The organism is Oerskovia sp. PE-21s (assembly GCF_056158145.1).
Window position 1 is genome coordinate 405634 of the sequence record NZ_JBUXJM010000003.1, and the last position, 15609, is coordinate 421242.

The following is a 15609-nucleotide window of genomic DNA, read 5'->3' on the forward strand; positions in this document are numbered from 1 at the left end:
GGTCCCGGGCGAGCCGCCTGACGCGAGGCGGCCCGCCCGGGCCCGCGGCTCCTCAGGGTGCGCCGCGCCGGAGCGCACCCGGCCACCAGACGACCCGTCCGACGTCGTGCACCAGTGCCGGGACGAGCAGGCTGCGGACGATCAGGGTGTCGACGAGCACACCGAACGCGACGATGAACGCGAGCTGAGCGAGGAACAGCAGCGGGATCACCCCGAGCGCGGCGAACGTCGCGGCGAGCACCACGCCCGCCGACGTGATGACCGACCCCGTGACGGCGAGCGCGCGCAGCGTGCCGCGGCGGGTGCCGATGATCCCCGACTCCTCGCGCACGCGGGTCATGAGGAAGATCGAGTAGTCGACGCCGAGCGCCACGAGGAAGCAGAACGCGTAGAGCGGGACGGTCGGGTCGGCACCGGGGAAGTCGAGCACGTGGTTGAACACGATCGCCGACACCCCGAGGGCTGCGCCGAACGAGAGCACGTTGGCCGCCATGAGCAGGACCGGCGCCAGGATCGAGCGCAGCAGCAGCATGAGGATCAGCAGGATCACGACCAGCACGACGGGCACGATGACACGCAGGTCGTGGTCGCCCGCGATCTGGGTGTCGAGGCGCTCGGCGCTGGCACCGCCCACGAGCGAGTCGGGCGAGACCGCGTGCACGGCGTCGCGGAGCGCGGCGACGGTCTGGGTCGCGGCGTTGGTGTCGCTCGGGTCCTCGGTCACGACGTCGACGCGCACGTCGCCGTCGACCACGAGCGGCGGCCCCTGAGCGGGGGCCCCGGGGGCACCGCCCGTTCCGCCCTCGGTCACGGCGGCGGCGGACGCGACCCCGTCGGTCGCGGTCGCGGCCTGGAGCACGGCGTCGAGATCGGCCTCGGGGGCGATCACGATCGCGGGCTGGACGCCCACGCCCCCGAAGTGCTCCTCGAGGACCTGCTCCCCGTCGACCGAGTCGACCTGGGTGAGGAAGACGTCGGAGTCGCTCGTGCCCTCGGCCTGGAAGGTCGGGACGAAGGCAGCGCACCCCGCGAGGACGAGGGCCGTGACGATCCACACGGCCCGGTCGCGACGACCCACGAAGCTCGCCACGCGGGACCAGACGCCGTGTCCCGCGACGTGCACCTCGACGTCGTGGCTCGCGGCGAGCGCGAGGTCGCGCGGCCCCGCGGCGGCGGTCCCGGACGCTGCCGGGGCCGCCGGAGAGGCCACCGAGGTCTCGGCCTCGTCGGCCGCGGCGGGGTCGTACGCGGGCTTGCGCGGCCAGAAGATGCCGCGCGAGCGCTTGCCCCCGACCACGAGCAGCGCGGGCAGGAACGTGAGTGCACCGAGGAACGCGGCCGCGATGCCGATGGCCCCGACGGGGCCGAGGCTCCGGTTGGAGCCCAGGTCGGACAGCAGCAGGCACAGCAGGCCCGCGATCACGGTCCCGGCGGAGGCCGAGATCGGCTCGATCGAGGCGCGCAGGGCGCGTCGCACGGCCGTGTACGGGCTCTCCACGACGCGCAGCTCCTCGCGGTAGCGCGCCACGACGAGCAGCGAGTAGTCGACCGCGGCGCCCACGACGAGGATCGACAGGATGCCCTGCGCCTGGCCGTTGAGAGTCAGCGTGCCGGCGTCGGCCAGGAGGTAGACGACGAGTCCGGCGAGGCACAGCGCGAACACCGCGGTGAGGATCACCATGAACGGCAGGATCGGCGAGCGGTAGACGATCGCGAGGATGATCAGCACGGCGCCGAGCGCGACGAGCAGCAGGACCGTGTCGATCCCGCCGAACGCGTTGACGAGGTCCGCGACGAAGCCCGCAGGTCCGGTGACCCAGGCCTGGAGGCCCGAGTCGGCCAGGACGGTCTCAAGCTCCGCCCGGATCTCGGCGACCACGGCGTTGTTGACGCGCTCGTCGTCGGCCATGAGGTCCGAGGACTGCGACGCGTCGAGCGACGCGACGATCATCGCGGCCTCGCCGTCCTGCGAGGGCACGACGACGGGGGGTGCGGTGAGCGCGTCCCCGACGGTCTGGGGGTCGTCGGGTCCGGCGCCGGGCAGCGGGAGCCCGGGCAGGTCGGCGGCGACGGTCTGGAGCGTCTCGAGCTGCTGGGGCGTGACGGCCCCGCCGTCGGTCGGGACGGCGACGACGAGGGCGGGCAGCGACTCGTCGGAGACGAACGCCTGGGCCTTCTCGGCCGCGCGGGTGGACTCGGCGCTCGACGGCAGGAACGCCGCGGAGTCGTTGGTCTGGACGGTGCTGAGCTTGCCCTGCGCCTGGCCCCCGATCGCCCCGATGGCGAGCCAGACTCCCAACACTGCGACAATGACCAGGCCTCGGAGCACACCACTCCAGCGATTACTCAGCATGCTGAGTACTATTGACGACGGAGGTCTCAGAAGCAAGTGGACGCAAACCCGGTGAGCAGGGAACCGAAGGACTGGCCGACGGGCCGGCTCCTGTCGGCGGTGACCCGCCGGATCGAGCGTGAGTGGAACCACCACCTCGACGGCTGGGACCTCAACCACGCCTCGATGCCCGTCCTGCTGCACCTGCTCGCGGGCCCCCGCACCCAGCGCCAGCTCGCCGCCGAGTCGCACATCACCGAGCAGACCATGAGCCGCATCCTGGCCCGCCTCGAACGCTCGGGGTACGTCACCCGCGAGGACGACGTGAACGACCGCCGCCGCCGCGCCGTCGCGATCACCCCGAACGGCCGAACCGCCGCGTTCGCCGCCGCGAGCCCGCGCCCCGCCGAAGAGCTGAGCACCCGGGGCCTGACCGACGAACAGATCGCGACCCTGCGTGAGATCCTCATCACCATGGTCGAGGCCCACCCTCGACCGGGCGAGGGCTAACCTGACCGCATGCACCTGCGCACCGAGGGCCCCGGTCTCACCGACTACCAGGACGCCTGGGACCTCCAGCGCCAGGTCCACCAGAAGGTCGTGGACGGGACCGCGCCGGACACCGTGATCCTCGTGGAGCACCCGAGCGTCTACACCGCAGGCAGACGCACCAACCTCGCCGACCGTCCCGACGACGGGACGCCCGTCGTCGACGTCGACCGCGGCGGGAAGATCACCTGGCACGGGCCGGGGCAGCTCGTGGCCTACCCGATCGTCCGGCTCGCCGAGCCCGTCGACGTCGTCGCCTACGTGCGCGCGCTCGAGTCCGCGGTCATGGACGTGTGCACCGCGCTGGGCCTGACGACCCACCGCGTCGAAGGGCGCAGCGGGGTGTGGCTGGCCGCGACCGGGGCCCGGCGCGAGCGCAAGGTCTGCGCGATCGGGGTGCGCGTCGCGCGCGGCGTGACCATGCACGGCCTCGCGCTCAACTGCTCCCCCGACCTCGGGGAGTTCTCGCGGATCGTGCCGTGCGGCATCTCCGACGCCGACGTCACGTCCCTGACGCTCGAGACCGGCCGACGGGTCACGATCGACGAGGCCACGCCGCTCCTGGTCGCAGCGCTGCGCGAGCACCTGGGGCCGCTCCTCGCGGCCGCCGGCACGACCGCCGCGACCGTCCCCGCTGCGGGCTCGGCCGGCTAGCGCACACCGGGCGCGCCGCCCTCTCCCCTTCCGGGACCTTCACCGCTAGAATGGGCCTCACCTCAAGGGAATCATTGCGCAACCGGAGTACGGGTGGGTCGGTGCGCGGAACGGTTGACCCTGAAGGACCCTCATGACCCGCACTCCCAGCCCCCTCGCGCCCGCGCGCCCCGACGTCACCGGCGGCACGCCCGGCGCCCCCGCACAGGCTCCCGAGCCCGCGGAGCCCCGTCGCGGCACGCTCGCCACGTACGGCGAGCTCCCCCGCCTGGCCGGCAAGGCGTTCCTGCCCATCGCGTTCCTCGCACGCCTGCCGTTCTCGATGATCACGATCGGCACCCTCCTCCTGGTCACGACGACCACGGGCTCGCTCGCCCTCGGCGGGCTCGCGAGCGCAGCCGCCGCCGTCGGCACGGCGCTCGGCGGCCCGACGCAGGGATCCCTCGCGGACCGGATCGGCCAGCGCAAGGTGCTCCTCGTCGTCGTGCCGCTGAACGTCCTGGCCGTCGTCGGGCTCGTCCAGGCCGCGAGCACCGGCGCTGCCTCGGGCGTGATCCTCGGCGCCGCGGCGCTCGTGGGCGCGTTCGCCCCGCAGGTGGGGCCGCTCGCGCGCGTGCGCTGGATCGCCATGACCCAGCACCGCCCTCGCACGCTGCTCGCCGCGATGGGCTACGAGAGCACGGCCGACGAGATCGGCTTCGTGCTCGGTCCGGCCCTCGTCGGCATCCTCGCGAGCGTGTGGTCCCCGCAGGCCGCGATGCTGTTCGCCGCCGCGGTGTGCGCGGTCTTCGGGCTGGCGTTCGCGCTGCACCCGACCGCGACCCCCGGCGCCCCCAAGCCGTCCGCCGCCGCCCAGGCCGCGGCGGGCGCCGACGCCCACGGCTCGTTCGTCGGCCTCCTGCGCCGCGTCCTGGTGCCCGTCCTCGGGATGCTCGCGATGGGCATGCTCTTCGGCAGCACCCAGACGGCCGTCACGTCGTTCATGCGCGACGCGGGCGCCGAGGAGCAGGCCGGCCTGGTCTACGCGGTCCTCGGCTTCGGTTCGGCCATCACGGCGCTCGCCGTGGTCGCGCTGCCCGCGAGCTTCGGCGCACGCTCGCGCTGGGTCTCGTTCGCCTCGGGCCTCACCGTCACGGCCGTCCTCGCGTTCCTCGCGGGCGGCAGCGGGTCGCTCGGCGCGCTGATCGGCGCGCTCGCTCTGCTGGGCCTGTTCGTCGGCCCGGTCATGGTCACGATCTTCACGGTCGGCGGCGACCTCAGCCCGAGCAGCCGCAGCGGCGCCGCCATGACGATGCTCGCGAGCGCGAACGTCGTGGGCGTGGCGCTCGGCGCGAGCGTCGGCGGCCAGGTCGCCGAGGGCGTGGGGACGGCGGCCGCGTTCGCGCTGCCGGCCGTCGCCGCGGTCCTGCTCGTCGTCACCGGGCTGTCGCTCAGGTCACGTCCGGCCCACGTGGACACCACCGCCCTCCCGCAGGCTCCTGGCGTACTCTGACTTTCACCCGATACCGGGCACGACTCCAGGGGGCCACCGCCCACCACGGACTGGGAGACACCGCGTGACGATCGCACCTGAAGGGCGGCGCATGCTGCGGGTCGAGGCCCGCAACTCTGCGACACCCATCGAGAAGAAGCCCGAGTGGATCAAGACCCGGGCGACCATGGGACCCGAGTACACCGAGCTCAAGGGTCTCGTGCGCAAGGAAGGCCTGCACACGGTCTGCGAGGAGGCGGGCTGTCCCAACATCTTCGAGTGCTGGGAGGACCGTGAGGCCACGTTCCTCATCGGCGGTGACCAGTGCACGCGCCGTTGCGACTTCTGCCAGATCGACACGGGCAAGCCCGCCGACTTCGACGCGGACGAGCCACGCCGGGTCGCCGAGTCGGTCCAGGCCATGGGCCTGCGCTACTCGACCATCACGGGCGTCGCGCGCGACGACCTGGCCGACGGCGGCGCGTGGCTCTACGCCGAGACCGTGCGTCAGATCCACGCGCTCAACCCGGGCACGGGCGTCGAGCTGCTCATCCCGGACTTCAACGCCATCCCCGAGCTGCTCGACGCGGTCAACGAGTCACGCCCCGAGGTCCTCGCGCACAACGTCGAGACGGTCCCGCGCATCTTCAAGCAGATCCGCCCGGGCTTCCGCTACGACCGCTCGCTGTCCGTCATCACGCGGGCTCGCGAGGCCGGCCTGGTGACCAAGTCGAACATCATCCTCGGCATGGGCGAGACGATCGACGAGGCGAAGGAGGCCCTGCAGGACCTCCACGACGCAGGCTGCGACCTCATCACCATCACTCAGTACCTGCGCCCGTCGCTGCGCCACCACCCGGTCTCGCGGTGGGTCAAGCCCGAGGAGTTCGTCGAGCTCTCGGACGAGGCCGAGCGCATCGGGTTCCTCGGCGTCATGTCCGGCCCGCTGGTCCGTTCCTCGTACCGCGCGGGCCGCCTGTGGGGCCAGGCCATGAAGCGTCGCGGCATGGAGATCCCGGCCGCGCTCGCGCACCTGACCGAGCCCACGACGGCCCGCCAGGAGGCCGCGAGCCTGCTGGCCCGCTGACCTCCCGGGGTCCTGACCGGCCCGAGCCGGGCCTCGCTCCCGTTCCCCCGCCGACGTGCGAGAGAATCGAGGGCGGGGCCCGGCTCGCCGCCGTCCCCGCCCCTTCACCGGAGCACTCTCCGCCACCACTAGACTGAGGCACCATGGCCCGCAACAAGAGCACCGACCCCTCGACCGGGGTCGACGGCACCAAGCCGAAGAAGCAGAAGAAGCAGCGCTGGTATCACCAGGTCTGGGACGCGTACAAGATGACGCGCGCCGAGGACCCGGCGGTCACGTGGATCATGCTCGCCGTGTTCGTCGGCATCCTCGCCGTCGCGATCGGGATCGGTCTGGCCTGGGGGCCGTGGGTCTACACCCTCATCGTGGGTCTGCCCTTCGCGTTCCTCGGCTCGCTGTTCGTCCTGACGCGCCGCGCGGAGACCGCGGCCTACAGCCGCATCGAGGGCCAGCCCGGGGCCGCGCGTGCCGCGCTCGGCACGATCCGCCGCGGCTGGACGTTCGACGACGAGCCCGTCGCCCTGACCCCGCAGCAGGACCTCGTGTTCCGTGGCGTCGGGCGTGCCGGGGTCGTGCTCGTGGGCGAGGGCCCGACGCACCGCGTCACCAAGCTGCTCGACGGCGAGAAGCGCCGCATCACGCGCGTCCTGCCGAACGTCCCCGTCACCACGATCCAGTGCGGCAACGGCGAGGGCCAGGTCCCGCTCAAGAAGGTCGCGCGCACGGTGCAGAAGCTGCGCCCGACGCTCACCAAGCCGGAGACCGCCGAGGTCCTCAAGCGCCTCAAGGCGCTCGGCGGCGCCAAGCTGCCGATCCCCAAGGGCATCGACCCCACCCGTGCGCGTCCCGACCGCAAGGGCATGCGCGGGCGCTGACCCCGCACCGCCTGGCACCCGGCCCGTCGGTCACCTCCCGGTGACCGGCGGGCCGTCGTGCATCCCCGTCCCGCGCCGACGACGCCGACGCTGACGTTGACGACGCAAGGAGGCCCCGTGAGCGACCCGTACTGGAATCACAGCACCCACTACTTCCCCGTCCTCACGCGGCTCGTGGGCCCCGAGACCCGCACAGCGCTCGACGTGGGCTGCGGCGAGGGGCTCCTGACGCGACGGCTCCGAGCGGCCGGGGCCGGCGAGGTGCTGGGGCTCGACCTCGACCCCGCGCAGGTGGACCGTGCGCGTCTCGCCGCCGGGGGCTCCCCCGGGCAGACCGGCCTCGACTACGTCACGGGCGACGTCCTGGACCCGCTCACCGGGCTCGCCGGGCCCTTCGACCTGGTCACGACCCTCGCCACCCTGCACCACCTCCCGCTCGACGCGGGACTGCGGCGCCTGCGCGACCTGGTCGCCCCGGGCGGGACGCTCGCCGTCGTGGGACTGACACGGCCGCGCACGGCCTGGGACCAGGCGGTCAGCGCGGCTGCCGTCCCCGCCGCAAGGATCGCCCGACGACGTCGCGGGGAGTGGGAGCACGGCTCGCCGATCGCCGAGGTCACCACGAGCCACGCCGAGCTGCGTGCGGCAGCACGGCAGGTCCTGCCCGGCGCCCGGCTGCGCCGCCGGCTCTACTGGCGGTACACGCTCGTGTGGCGCGCGCCCGGGGCGGGCGAGGGCTGAGGCTGGCCCCTGCGCCGAGGCGAGCGGCGCCGTCGGGCACACGGGTGGTGCGTGCCGGTGCGTGCCGGTGCGTGCCGGGGAGAGCGTGTCAGGCGCGGACGATGACCGTGCCGGCGGCCTTGTCGTGCATGCCGCGGCCGTCGCCGTCCCACACCACGGCCGGGACGACCAGGCACAGCAGGACCGTGCGCACCAGAGCCCGCCACAGGCCCACCATGCGTCCCTCGCCGCCCAGGACGCGCACCTGCAGACCCATGACGCGGTGGCCGACCGTGTAGCCGAGCGTGCTCACCAGGAGCAGGTTCTCGACCGCGAACACGCCGAGCGTCGCCATCGAGTTCGCGTCGAAGGCCAGGTAGCTGATGAGCAGGCACAGCACCCAGTCGATGACGAGCGCGACCGCGCGACGGCCGACCGTCGCCAGCGAACCAGGACCGTCGGACGGCAGGCCGAGGCGACCGCCTCGGCCGTTCTCCCCACCGGTCGGCGTACCCTCGAGCCAGGAACCCACATCTTCACGCGACACCACGGCACCAGCCTACGTGGCGGTGAGGCGGGTTCCGGCGCCTGCCCGGTTCGTCCCGGTCGAGGGAGCCCCGCCAGGCCCGCACAGGGCTCGCCGTCGTGCGCCGTCGCGCCGATGTCACGCAGCCCGCCGCTGCGTAACACGGACGAAACACTCGGTACACGGTGGGGAAACCCCTGAGGCCTAGGTTCGAGGCGCCACTGGAGGTACGGCCAGAGGACCCACTACCAAGGAGTTACGGATGTTCAAGAACGCGGAGGAGGCAATCGCCTTCACCCAGAACGAAGGCGTCGAGTTCGTCGACGTCCGGTTCTGCGACCTGCCGGGCGTGATGCAGCACTTCAACATCCCGATCTCGCAGTTCGCCGAGTCCGCCTTCACGGACGGCATGATGTTCGACGGGTCCTCGATCCGCGGCTTCCAGGCGATCCACGAGTCGGACATGAAGCTCATCCCCGACGTCACGACGGCCTACGTCGACCCGTTCCGCAAGCGCAAGACGCTCATCGTGAACTTCTCGATCGTGGACCCCTTCACCGACGAGGCGTACTCTCGCGACCCGCGCAACGTCGCCTTCAAGGCCGAGGCGTACCTGCGCAGCACCGGCATCGCCGACACCGCGTTCTTCGCACCCGAGGCCGAGTTCTACATCTTCGACGACGTCCGGTTCAAGACGAGCCAGAACGAGTCGTACTACCACCTCGACTCCAAGGAAGCGGCCTGGAACACCGGCCGCGTCGAGGAGGGTGGCAACCTCGGCTACAAGACCCGCTACAAGGGCGGCTACTTCCCCGTCTCCCCCAACGACCAGATGGCGGACCTGCGCGACGAGATGTGCGCCGTCCTCGACCAGGTCGGCCTCGACGTCGAGCGCGCGCACCACGAGGTGGGCACCGCCGGCCAGCAGGAGATCAACTACCGCTTCTCGACGCTGACCGCAGCGGCCGACGACCTGATGAAGTTCAAGTACGTCATCAAGAACGTCGCCTGGGAGGCCGGCAAGTCCGCGACCTTCATGCCCAAGCCGATCTTCGGTGACAACGGCTCCGGCATGCACTCGCACCAGTCGCTCTGGAAGGACGGCGAGCCGCTGTTCTTCGACGAGAAGGGCTACGGCGGCCTGTCGGACCTCGCCCGCTGGTACATCGGCGGCCTGCTCAAGCACGCGCCCTCGCTGCTCGCCTTCACGAACCCGTCGGTGAACTCCTACCACCGCCTGGTCCCCGGCTACGAGGCCCCCGTCAACCTGGTCTACTCGGCCCGCAACCGTTCCGCGTGCATCCGCATCCCGGTCACCGGTTCCTCGCCCAAGGCCAAGCGCGTCGAGTTCCGCGTGCCGGACCCGTCGGCCAACCCGTACCTGGCCTTCGCCGCACAGCTCCTCGCCGGCATCGACGGCATCAAGAACCGCATCGAGCCGCCCGAGCCGATCGACAAGGACCTCTACGAGCTGCCCCCCGAGGAGCACGCGGCGATCCAGCAGGTCCCCGCCTCCCTCGGCGAGGCCCTCGACGCCCTCGAGGCCGACCACGACTACCTCACGGTGGGCGACGTCTTCACCGAGGACCTCATCGCGACGTGGATCGACTACAAGCGCACGCACGAGATCGACCCGATCCGCCTGCGCCCGCACCCCCACGAGTTCGAGCTGTACTACGACCTCTGATCGTCGGTGCTCGCGGTGGTAGTCGCGAGTTCCTGACGTGCAGTGATGGCACCCCGGCCGCCCTTTGTGGTGGCCGGGGTGTCGTGCTGTGCAGGCCGGATCCCCCTTTCGCAAATCCTGCAAAGAAACGTGAGAGTACGTACGACAATCCACCTCGTCATCCGGACCAGGTCTCTGAATTCACCCGCCGCGCCGGTGTTTTTCCGCCCCCTGGACATAGACCCTGACCTTTCGCCGTGCCAAGCTGCTCATACCGATGTACAGGAATGTCCAGAGGAGTGGCCATGGCACTGCGATACAACTCCCCGCCGAACTGGCCTTCTCCCCCTCAGGGATGGACACCTCCGCCAGGATGGAAGCCCGATCCCTCGTGGGAGCCGGCGCCGCAGGGTTGGGATTTCTGGGTCGACGACTCTCTCGACGGCTTCGTGGGAACATCGACGAGCCCTTCGGCCTCGACGGGCGCAGCGGAGCCGGCTCCCCCGTCGTTCGCGGGAAAGCGCGCGACGAATTCCTGGTTCGTGCGCCACAAGGTCCTCACCGGAATCGGAGCAGCGTCGATACTGCTCATCGTGCTCGTGGCCGCTCTGAGCGGAAACGGCGACGGAGCATCGGAAAGGCCTGTCGCCGGCAGTAACGCCACGCAGGACGGCCAGGACGACGAAAAGTCCGCGGAAGAGATCGCTGCCGAAGAGACCGCGGAGGCCGAGCGACTGGCCGAGGAGGAGGCTGCCGCTGCGGCACAGGCAGAGACGAAACGCCTCGCGGAGGAGCAGCGAATCGCCGACGAGGCGGCCGCCGCGGCAGCTGCCGCCGCTGAGACCGCGCGGCTCGGCTCGGTCGCCCAGCAGAACGCCTATCGCTCGGCGGTGAACTATCTCGACCTCACCGCCTTCTCACGCTCCGGGCTGGCCGGGCAACTCGAGTTCGAGGGTTTCAGCACCCCGGATGCGGAGTTCGCGATCGCCCGCCTAGAAGCCGAAGGTGGCGTCGACTGGAACGCGCAGGCCGCTGCCAGCGCAGCGAACTACCTCGAGCTCACCTCCTTCTCTCGCTCCGGGCTCATCGACCAGCTCACGTTCGAGGGGTATACCGCAGAGCAGGCAGAGCATGGCGTGAGCACGACGGGTCTCTAGTTCTGAGTCCGGACAGCCGCCGACGCTGTCCGTCCGATGAGTTCCACGCCGCTCCGCAGTCACAGCCTGCACGACCGTCGTCGGTCGGTGCGCGCGAACCGGAGGAGAAGACATGGGACGCCTCATCTACTCGATGATCACCTCGCTCGACGGCTACGCGGAGGCGGCGGAGGGCGACCTCGGCGTGGGTGCGGACGACGAGGAGGTCCACACCTTTATCGACGACGTCTTTCGCGACGTGGGCACCTACCTCTACGGCCGACGGATGTACGAGACGATGGTCTTCTGGGAGACGGCGGACGCCGACCCGGCGGCACCGCCGTTCATCGTCCGGTACGCCCAGGGGTGGCAGGCCGCGGAGAAGGTCGTGTACTCCACGACTCTGGAGGCGGTGTCCAGCGCGAGGACCAGGATCGAACGGACCTTCGACCCCGAGGCCGTGCGCAGGCTCAAGGCCGAGTCCGAGCACGACCTCACCGTGGACGGCCCGAACCTCGCTGCCCAGGCGATCAAGGCCGGCCTGGTGGACGAGTACCACCTGTTCGTCACCACGAGCGTGGTCGGCGGCGGCAAGCGCTTCTTCCCCGACGGCGTGCGGCTCGACCTCGACCTGGTCGAGGAGCGGACCTTCGACAGCGGACTTGTCTACGCACGCTACCGGACCCGCTGAGCCCCGGGCGAAGTCGCGGACCGCGGCCGGGCGAGGAGGCAGGCCCCCGGCCGGGGTGCGAGGCTCGCCGGGCAGCGTGAGGATCGACGCATGACCAGATTCGGCTACACCCTCATGACCGAGCAGTCCGGCCCCAAGGCCCTGGTGGACTACGCGGTGGCCGCCGAGCGGATCGGCTTCGACTTCGAGGTGTCCTCCGACCACTACTTCCCGTGGCTCGACGCTCAGGGTCACTCCCCGTATGCCTGGACGGTTCTGGGTGCCGTGGCCCAGGCGACCGAGCGCGTCGACCTCATGACGTACGTGACGTGCCCGACGATCCGCTACCACCCTGCCGTGGTCGCCCAGAAGGCGGCGACGCTGGGGATCTTGTCCGACGGTCGCTTCACGCTCGGGCTCGGCGCCGGGGAAAACCTGAACGAGCACGTCGTGGGTCGAGGCTGGCCCGCGGTCGACGAGAGGCACGGGCTGCTCGTCGAGGCGGTCGACATCATCAGCGAGCTGTTCACGGGCGAGCTGCTGAGCTATCGCGGTGAGTACTTCCAGGTCGACTCGGCCCGCCTGTGGGACCTGCCGGACTCCCCGGTCGAGATCGGGATCGCGGTGTCGGGCGCGCAGTCGGTGGCGTCCTTCGCGACGCTCGCGGACCACCTCGTGGCCACGGAACCGAAGCCGGAGCTCGTCACCGCCTGGGACCGGGCGCGCGACGCGGCCGAGCTCCCGCCGTCGCGCAAGATCGGCCAGATCCCCATCTGCTGGGACACCGACCACGAGCGGGCCCTCACCCGGGCGCACGACCAGTTCCGGTGGTCGGGCCTGGGGTGGCCGGTCAACGCCAACCTCCCGACGACGCAGGCCTTCGCGAGCGCCAGCGCGTTCGTCCGTCCCGAGGACGTCGCGGAGTCGATCCCGTGCGGGCCCGACCTCGACGCGATCGTCGAGGCGGTGTCGGCGTACTGGGAGGCGGGCTTCACCGACGTCGCGCTCGTCCAGGTCGGCGACGAGGGCCAGCAGGACTTCCTCGACCAGGCGGCCGGGCCCCTGCTCGACAGGCTCAGGGCGGCTGCGCCGAGCGACTGAACCCGCCGCGCGGCACGGTGGCCGACGCTCCGAGGACCGGCGTCCGGGACGGTGGAAAAGACCCTGCCCACCCCCGCTAGAATGAGCCCTCGCCACTGCTTGGAGACCTTGAGCAGGCGGCAAAGACATGGAAGGAATGTCGATGGCCGACGTCGCCACAGCTGCACCCCTAGCCCTCTCCCAGACACTTGCCACCCGCGCGGACGACATCCGCAGCGCGTGGCTCGACGCGGCCGCGCGCGAGCTCCACGGGCGCACCTCCCGCGGTGAGCTCGAGCGCGAGCAGGCCGAGATCTTCGACGCCCTGGTCGACGGACTCCGGGCAGGTGGAACGGTCGTGACGGACGCGGCGTTCGACCAGCTCCGCGGCATCCTCGCCGACGTCTCGGCGGTCCGCGCCCGGCTCGGGTTCACGCCGCGCGAGACCGCGATCGGCCTGTTCGCCCTCAAGGACGGCCTGTACCCCCTCGCCTCCCCCGACACCGACATCGTGCCGCTGCTCCAGCTCGTCGACCAGCTCGGTCTGCTGACCTTCGAGACCTTCGCCGCCGCCCGTGAGTCGATCATCACGGAGCAGGCCGAGCAGCTCCTGGAGCTCTCGACCCCCGTGGTCAAGCTCTGGGAGGGCATCGTCGCGGTGCCGCTCGTGGGCACGCTCGACTCCGCCCGCGCCCAGGTGGTCATGGAGCGCCTCCTCAACACGCTCGTCGACACGGGCAGCGAGCACGCGATCATCGACATCACGGGGGTCCCCGCGGTCGACACCCAGGTCGCGCAGCACCTCCTCAAGACCGTGGTCGCGGCACGCCTCATGGGGGCCGAGTGCACGATCAGCGGGATCCGGCCCCAGATCGCGCAGACGATCGTGGCCCTCGGCATCGAGTTCGGCGACATCCGCACGCGTGCGACGCTCGCCGACGCCCTCGTCGACGCCCTCCGCTCAGACCGCGGGGCACGTCAGAAGGGCCTGCCCGCGTGACCGACGGCGTCCCCGTTCTCAAGATCGGCTCGACGCTCCTCGTCTCGATCCAGGTGGACCTGCAGGACGACACCGCCCTGCAGCTCCAGGAAGATCTCGCGACGCGGATCACGGAGACCGGAGCGCGCGGGGTCATCATCGACATCTCCGGCCTGGAGATCGTGGACTCGTTCATCGGACGCATGCTGGCCTCGGCCGCCAGCATCTCGCACGTTCTCGACGCGACGACCGTCGTCGTCGGCATGCGCCCTGCCGTCGCGATCACGATGGTCGAGCTGGGGCTGTCCCTCGGGAACGTCCGCACCGCGCTCGACGTCGAGCGTGCCCTCGCGCTCCTGGGCACGGTCGAGGAGTCGGCGGAGGACGTCCTTCTCGCCGCCGCTGAGCGCGAGGAGAGATGAGCGCCCCGACGGCGACCGTCGAACGCGTGCCCATCCTCACGGACTCCGACGTCGTCAAGGTGCGTCAGCTCGTGCGAACCCTCGCCCAGCAGGCGCGCCTCTCGCTGGTCGACCAGACCAAGCTCGTCACCGCGGCGAGCGAGCTGGCCCGCAACACGCTCGTGTACGGGGGCGGCGGCACCGCCGAGGTCGAGCTCGTCGCCAACGGCCCGCGGACCGGCGTGCGCGCCGTCTTCAAGGACGACGGCCCAGGCATCCCGGACCTCGACCTGGCGCTGACCGACGGATGGACCAGCGGTGGCGGGCTCGGCCTGGGCCTGTCGGGATCGCGCCGGCTCGTCCAGCACTTCGCGATCGACACCGCGGCCGGGGCCGGCACGCGCGTCGAGATCGCGACCTGGTCGCGATGACGACATCGAGCGGAGTCGACGAGCGCCGCAGCATCGTCGAGAACGGCACGTGGTACACCGTTGACCACCCGTCGGCGGTCGGTCGCGTTCGCCGTGCGGCGAGCGTCGTCGCCCGGGACCTGGGGTTCGACGAGGACCGTGCGGCGAAGGTCGGCATCGTCGTCTCGGAGCTGGCCACCAACCAGGTCAAGCACGCCGGGTCCGGGCGGGTGCTCGTGCGTGTCTGCCGGACCGGGGACGCCGCCGAGCTCGAGATGCTCGCGGCCGACTCCGGCCCCGGCATGCGCGACATCACGGCAGCCATGCAGGACGGAGTCTCCACCCGCGGAACCCTCGGTATCGGGCTCGGCACCGTCCCCCGCCTCGCCTCCTCGTGGGACGCGTGGACCTCGCCCGGACAGGGCACGGTCATCGCCGCGACCTTCGCCGGGCAGGGCACGGTGGCAGGTCTGCGTCGCCCGACCGGCGTGACCCGACCCATGACCGGGCAGGAGGCGTGCGGAGACGCGTTCGCCGTCCGTCACGACGCCGGAATCGCGACCCTCATGGTGGCGGACGGCCTGGGACACGGGCCCCTCGCCGCGGCCGCCTCGGGTGCTGCGGTACGGACGTTCCTCGACGCTCCCGCGGGATCACCCGTCGCGCTCCTCGAGCGGGTGCACGGCGCCCTGTCGGGAACGCGCGGGGCCGCTGTCTCGATCGCCCAGGTGAACGGCGGCGTGCTGCGCTACGCGGGCCTCGGCAACATCTCCGGGACCGTCCACGGCGACCGCGCTCGTGGCCTGGTGTCCCACCCCGGCATCGCCGGTGTGCCGACGCGCCAGCTGCGCGAGACGACCTACCCGGTCGAACGGGGCGACGTCGTCGTGATGCACAGCGACGGACTCACCAACCGCTGGTCGCTCGGGGACTATCCGGGCCTCGCCGCCCGATCCCCCCTCGTCGTCGCCGGCGTCCTGCTGCGTGACCACGCGGTGCGCCCCGACGACTCGTGCGTGGCGGTGCTGCCCGTCACGTGGTCGGAGACCTGAC

The 15609-nt window shown here is 71.5% G+C and carries 16 protein-coding genes; 14 read left to right on the forward strand and 2 right to left on the reverse strand.

The window, feature by feature from the left end; all coding sequences use genetic code 11:
- Positions 1-52 precede the first annotated feature (52 nt).
- Entirely contained in the window at positions 53-2353 is a 2301-nt protein-coding gene (locus tag ACZDYF_RS07745) for an MMPL family transporter (RefSeq protein WP_475055209.1), read from the reverse strand.
- Between the two features lie 51 nt (positions 2354-2404).
- Here ACZDYF_RS07745 and ACZDYF_RS07750 point away from each other — a divergent pair, with 51 nt between their 5' ends.
- The 6 genes from ACZDYF_RS07750 (at position 2405) to ACZDYF_RS07775 (ending at position 7709) form a co-directional block, all read left to right on the forward strand.
- The gene (locus tag ACZDYF_RS07750; protein WP_307824120.1) at positions 2405-2842 is read left to right on the forward strand and encodes a MarR family winged helix-turn-helix transcriptional regulator; all 438 of its coding nucleotides are present in this window, start codon (positions 2405-2407) and stop codon (positions 2840-2842) included.
- Between the two features lie 9 nt (positions 2843-2851).
- Positions 2852-3535: a lipoyl(octanoyl) transferase LipB gene (lipB, locus tag ACZDYF_RS07755; RefSeq protein ID WP_475055213.1), complete on the forward strand. Its 684-nt coding sequence runs from the start codon at positions 2852-2854 to the stop codon at positions 3533-3535.
- Positions 3536-3668: 133 nt separating this feature from the next.
- On the forward strand, positions 3669-5027 hold the full coding sequence (locus tag ACZDYF_RS07760) for an MFS transporter (RefSeq protein ID WP_475055216.1): 1359 nt from the start codon (positions 3669-3671) through the stop codon (positions 5025-5027).
- A 64-nt stretch (positions 5028-5091) separates the two neighbouring features.
- The gene (gene lipA, locus ACZDYF_RS07765) at positions 5092-6093 is read left to right on the forward strand and encodes a lipoyl synthase (protein ID WP_138824215.1); all 1002 of its coding nucleotides are present in this window, start codon (positions 5092-5094) and stop codon (positions 6091-6093) included.
- A 143-nt stretch (positions 6094-6236) separates the two neighbouring features.
- Positions 6237-6968 carry a DUF4191 domain-containing protein gene (locus ACZDYF_RS07770; RefSeq protein WP_191789078.1) on the forward strand — a complete coding sequence of 244 codons (732 nt, stop codon included), beginning with the start codon at positions 6237-6239 and terminating at the stop codon, positions 6966-6968.
- Positions 6969-7085: 117 nt separating this feature from the next.
- On the forward strand, positions 7086-7709 hold the full coding sequence (locus ACZDYF_RS07775) for a class I SAM-dependent methyltransferase (protein ID WP_475055221.1): 624 nt from the start codon (positions 7086-7088) through the stop codon (positions 7707-7709).
- An 88-nt stretch (positions 7710-7797) separates the two neighbouring features.
- On the opposite strand, the gene ACZDYF_RS07780 is transcribed toward ACZDYF_RS07775, so the two are convergent.
- Positions 7798-8238, reverse strand: coding sequence for an RDD family protein (locus ACZDYF_RS07780; protein ID WP_191789076.1), 441 nt, complete (start codon positions 8236-8238; stop codon positions 7798-7800).
- A gap of 238 nt (positions 8239-8476) precedes the next feature.
- Here ACZDYF_RS07780 and glnA point away from each other — a divergent pair, with 238 nt between their 5' ends.
- From glnA to ACZDYF_RS07820, 8 genes are all read left to right on the forward strand, one after another.
- Positions 8477-9901 carry a type I glutamate--ammonia ligase gene (gene glnA / locus ACZDYF_RS07785; protein WP_138824214.1) on the forward strand — a complete coding sequence of 475 codons (1425 nt, stop codon included), beginning with the start codon at positions 8477-8479 and terminating at the stop codon, positions 9899-9901.
- A gap of 284 nt (positions 9902-10185) precedes the next feature.
- Positions 10186-11037: an Ltp family lipoprotein gene (locus tag ACZDYF_RS07790; RefSeq protein WP_475055226.1), complete on the forward strand. Its 852-nt coding sequence runs from the start codon at positions 10186-10188 to the stop codon at positions 11035-11037.
- A 112-nt stretch (positions 11038-11149) separates the two neighbouring features.
- Positions 11150-11707 (forward strand): dihydrofolate reductase family protein, encoded by a 558-nt coding sequence (locus tag ACZDYF_RS07795; RefSeq protein ID WP_204809187.1) that lies wholly within the window; start codon positions 11150-11152, stop codon positions 11705-11707.
- Positions 11708-11797: 90 nt separating this feature from the next.
- Positions 11798-12787: a TIGR03557 family F420-dependent LLM class oxidoreductase gene (locus ACZDYF_RS07800; RefSeq protein ID WP_191789074.1), complete on the forward strand. Its 990-nt coding sequence runs from the start codon at positions 11798-11800 to the stop codon at positions 12785-12787.
- A gap of 142 nt (positions 12788-12929) precedes the next feature.
- A complete protein-coding gene (locus ACZDYF_RS07805) occupies positions 12930-13766 on the forward strand; it encodes an STAS domain-containing protein (protein WP_475055229.1) in 837 nt (278 codons plus the stop codon).
- A complete protein-coding gene (locus tag ACZDYF_RS07810; RefSeq protein ID WP_138824210.1) occupies positions 13763-14167 on the forward strand; it encodes an STAS domain-containing protein in 405 nt (134 codons plus the stop codon). The genes ACZDYF_RS07805 and ACZDYF_RS07810 overlap by 4 nt, the downstream gene beginning before the upstream one ends.
- Entirely contained in the window at positions 14164-14577 is a 414-nt protein-coding gene (locus ACZDYF_RS07815; protein ID WP_475055233.1) for an ATP-binding protein, read from the forward strand. Before ACZDYF_RS07810 ends, ACZDYF_RS07815 begins: the two co-directional genes overlap by 4 nt.
- Positions 14574-15608, forward strand: a complete 1035-nt coding sequence (locus ACZDYF_RS07820; protein ID WP_475055236.1) for an ATP-binding SpoIIE family protein phosphatase — start codon at positions 14574-14576, stop codon at positions 15606-15608. Before ACZDYF_RS07815 ends, ACZDYF_RS07820 begins: the two co-directional genes overlap by 4 nt.
- The last annotated feature ends 1 nt before the right edge of the window (position 15609 follow it).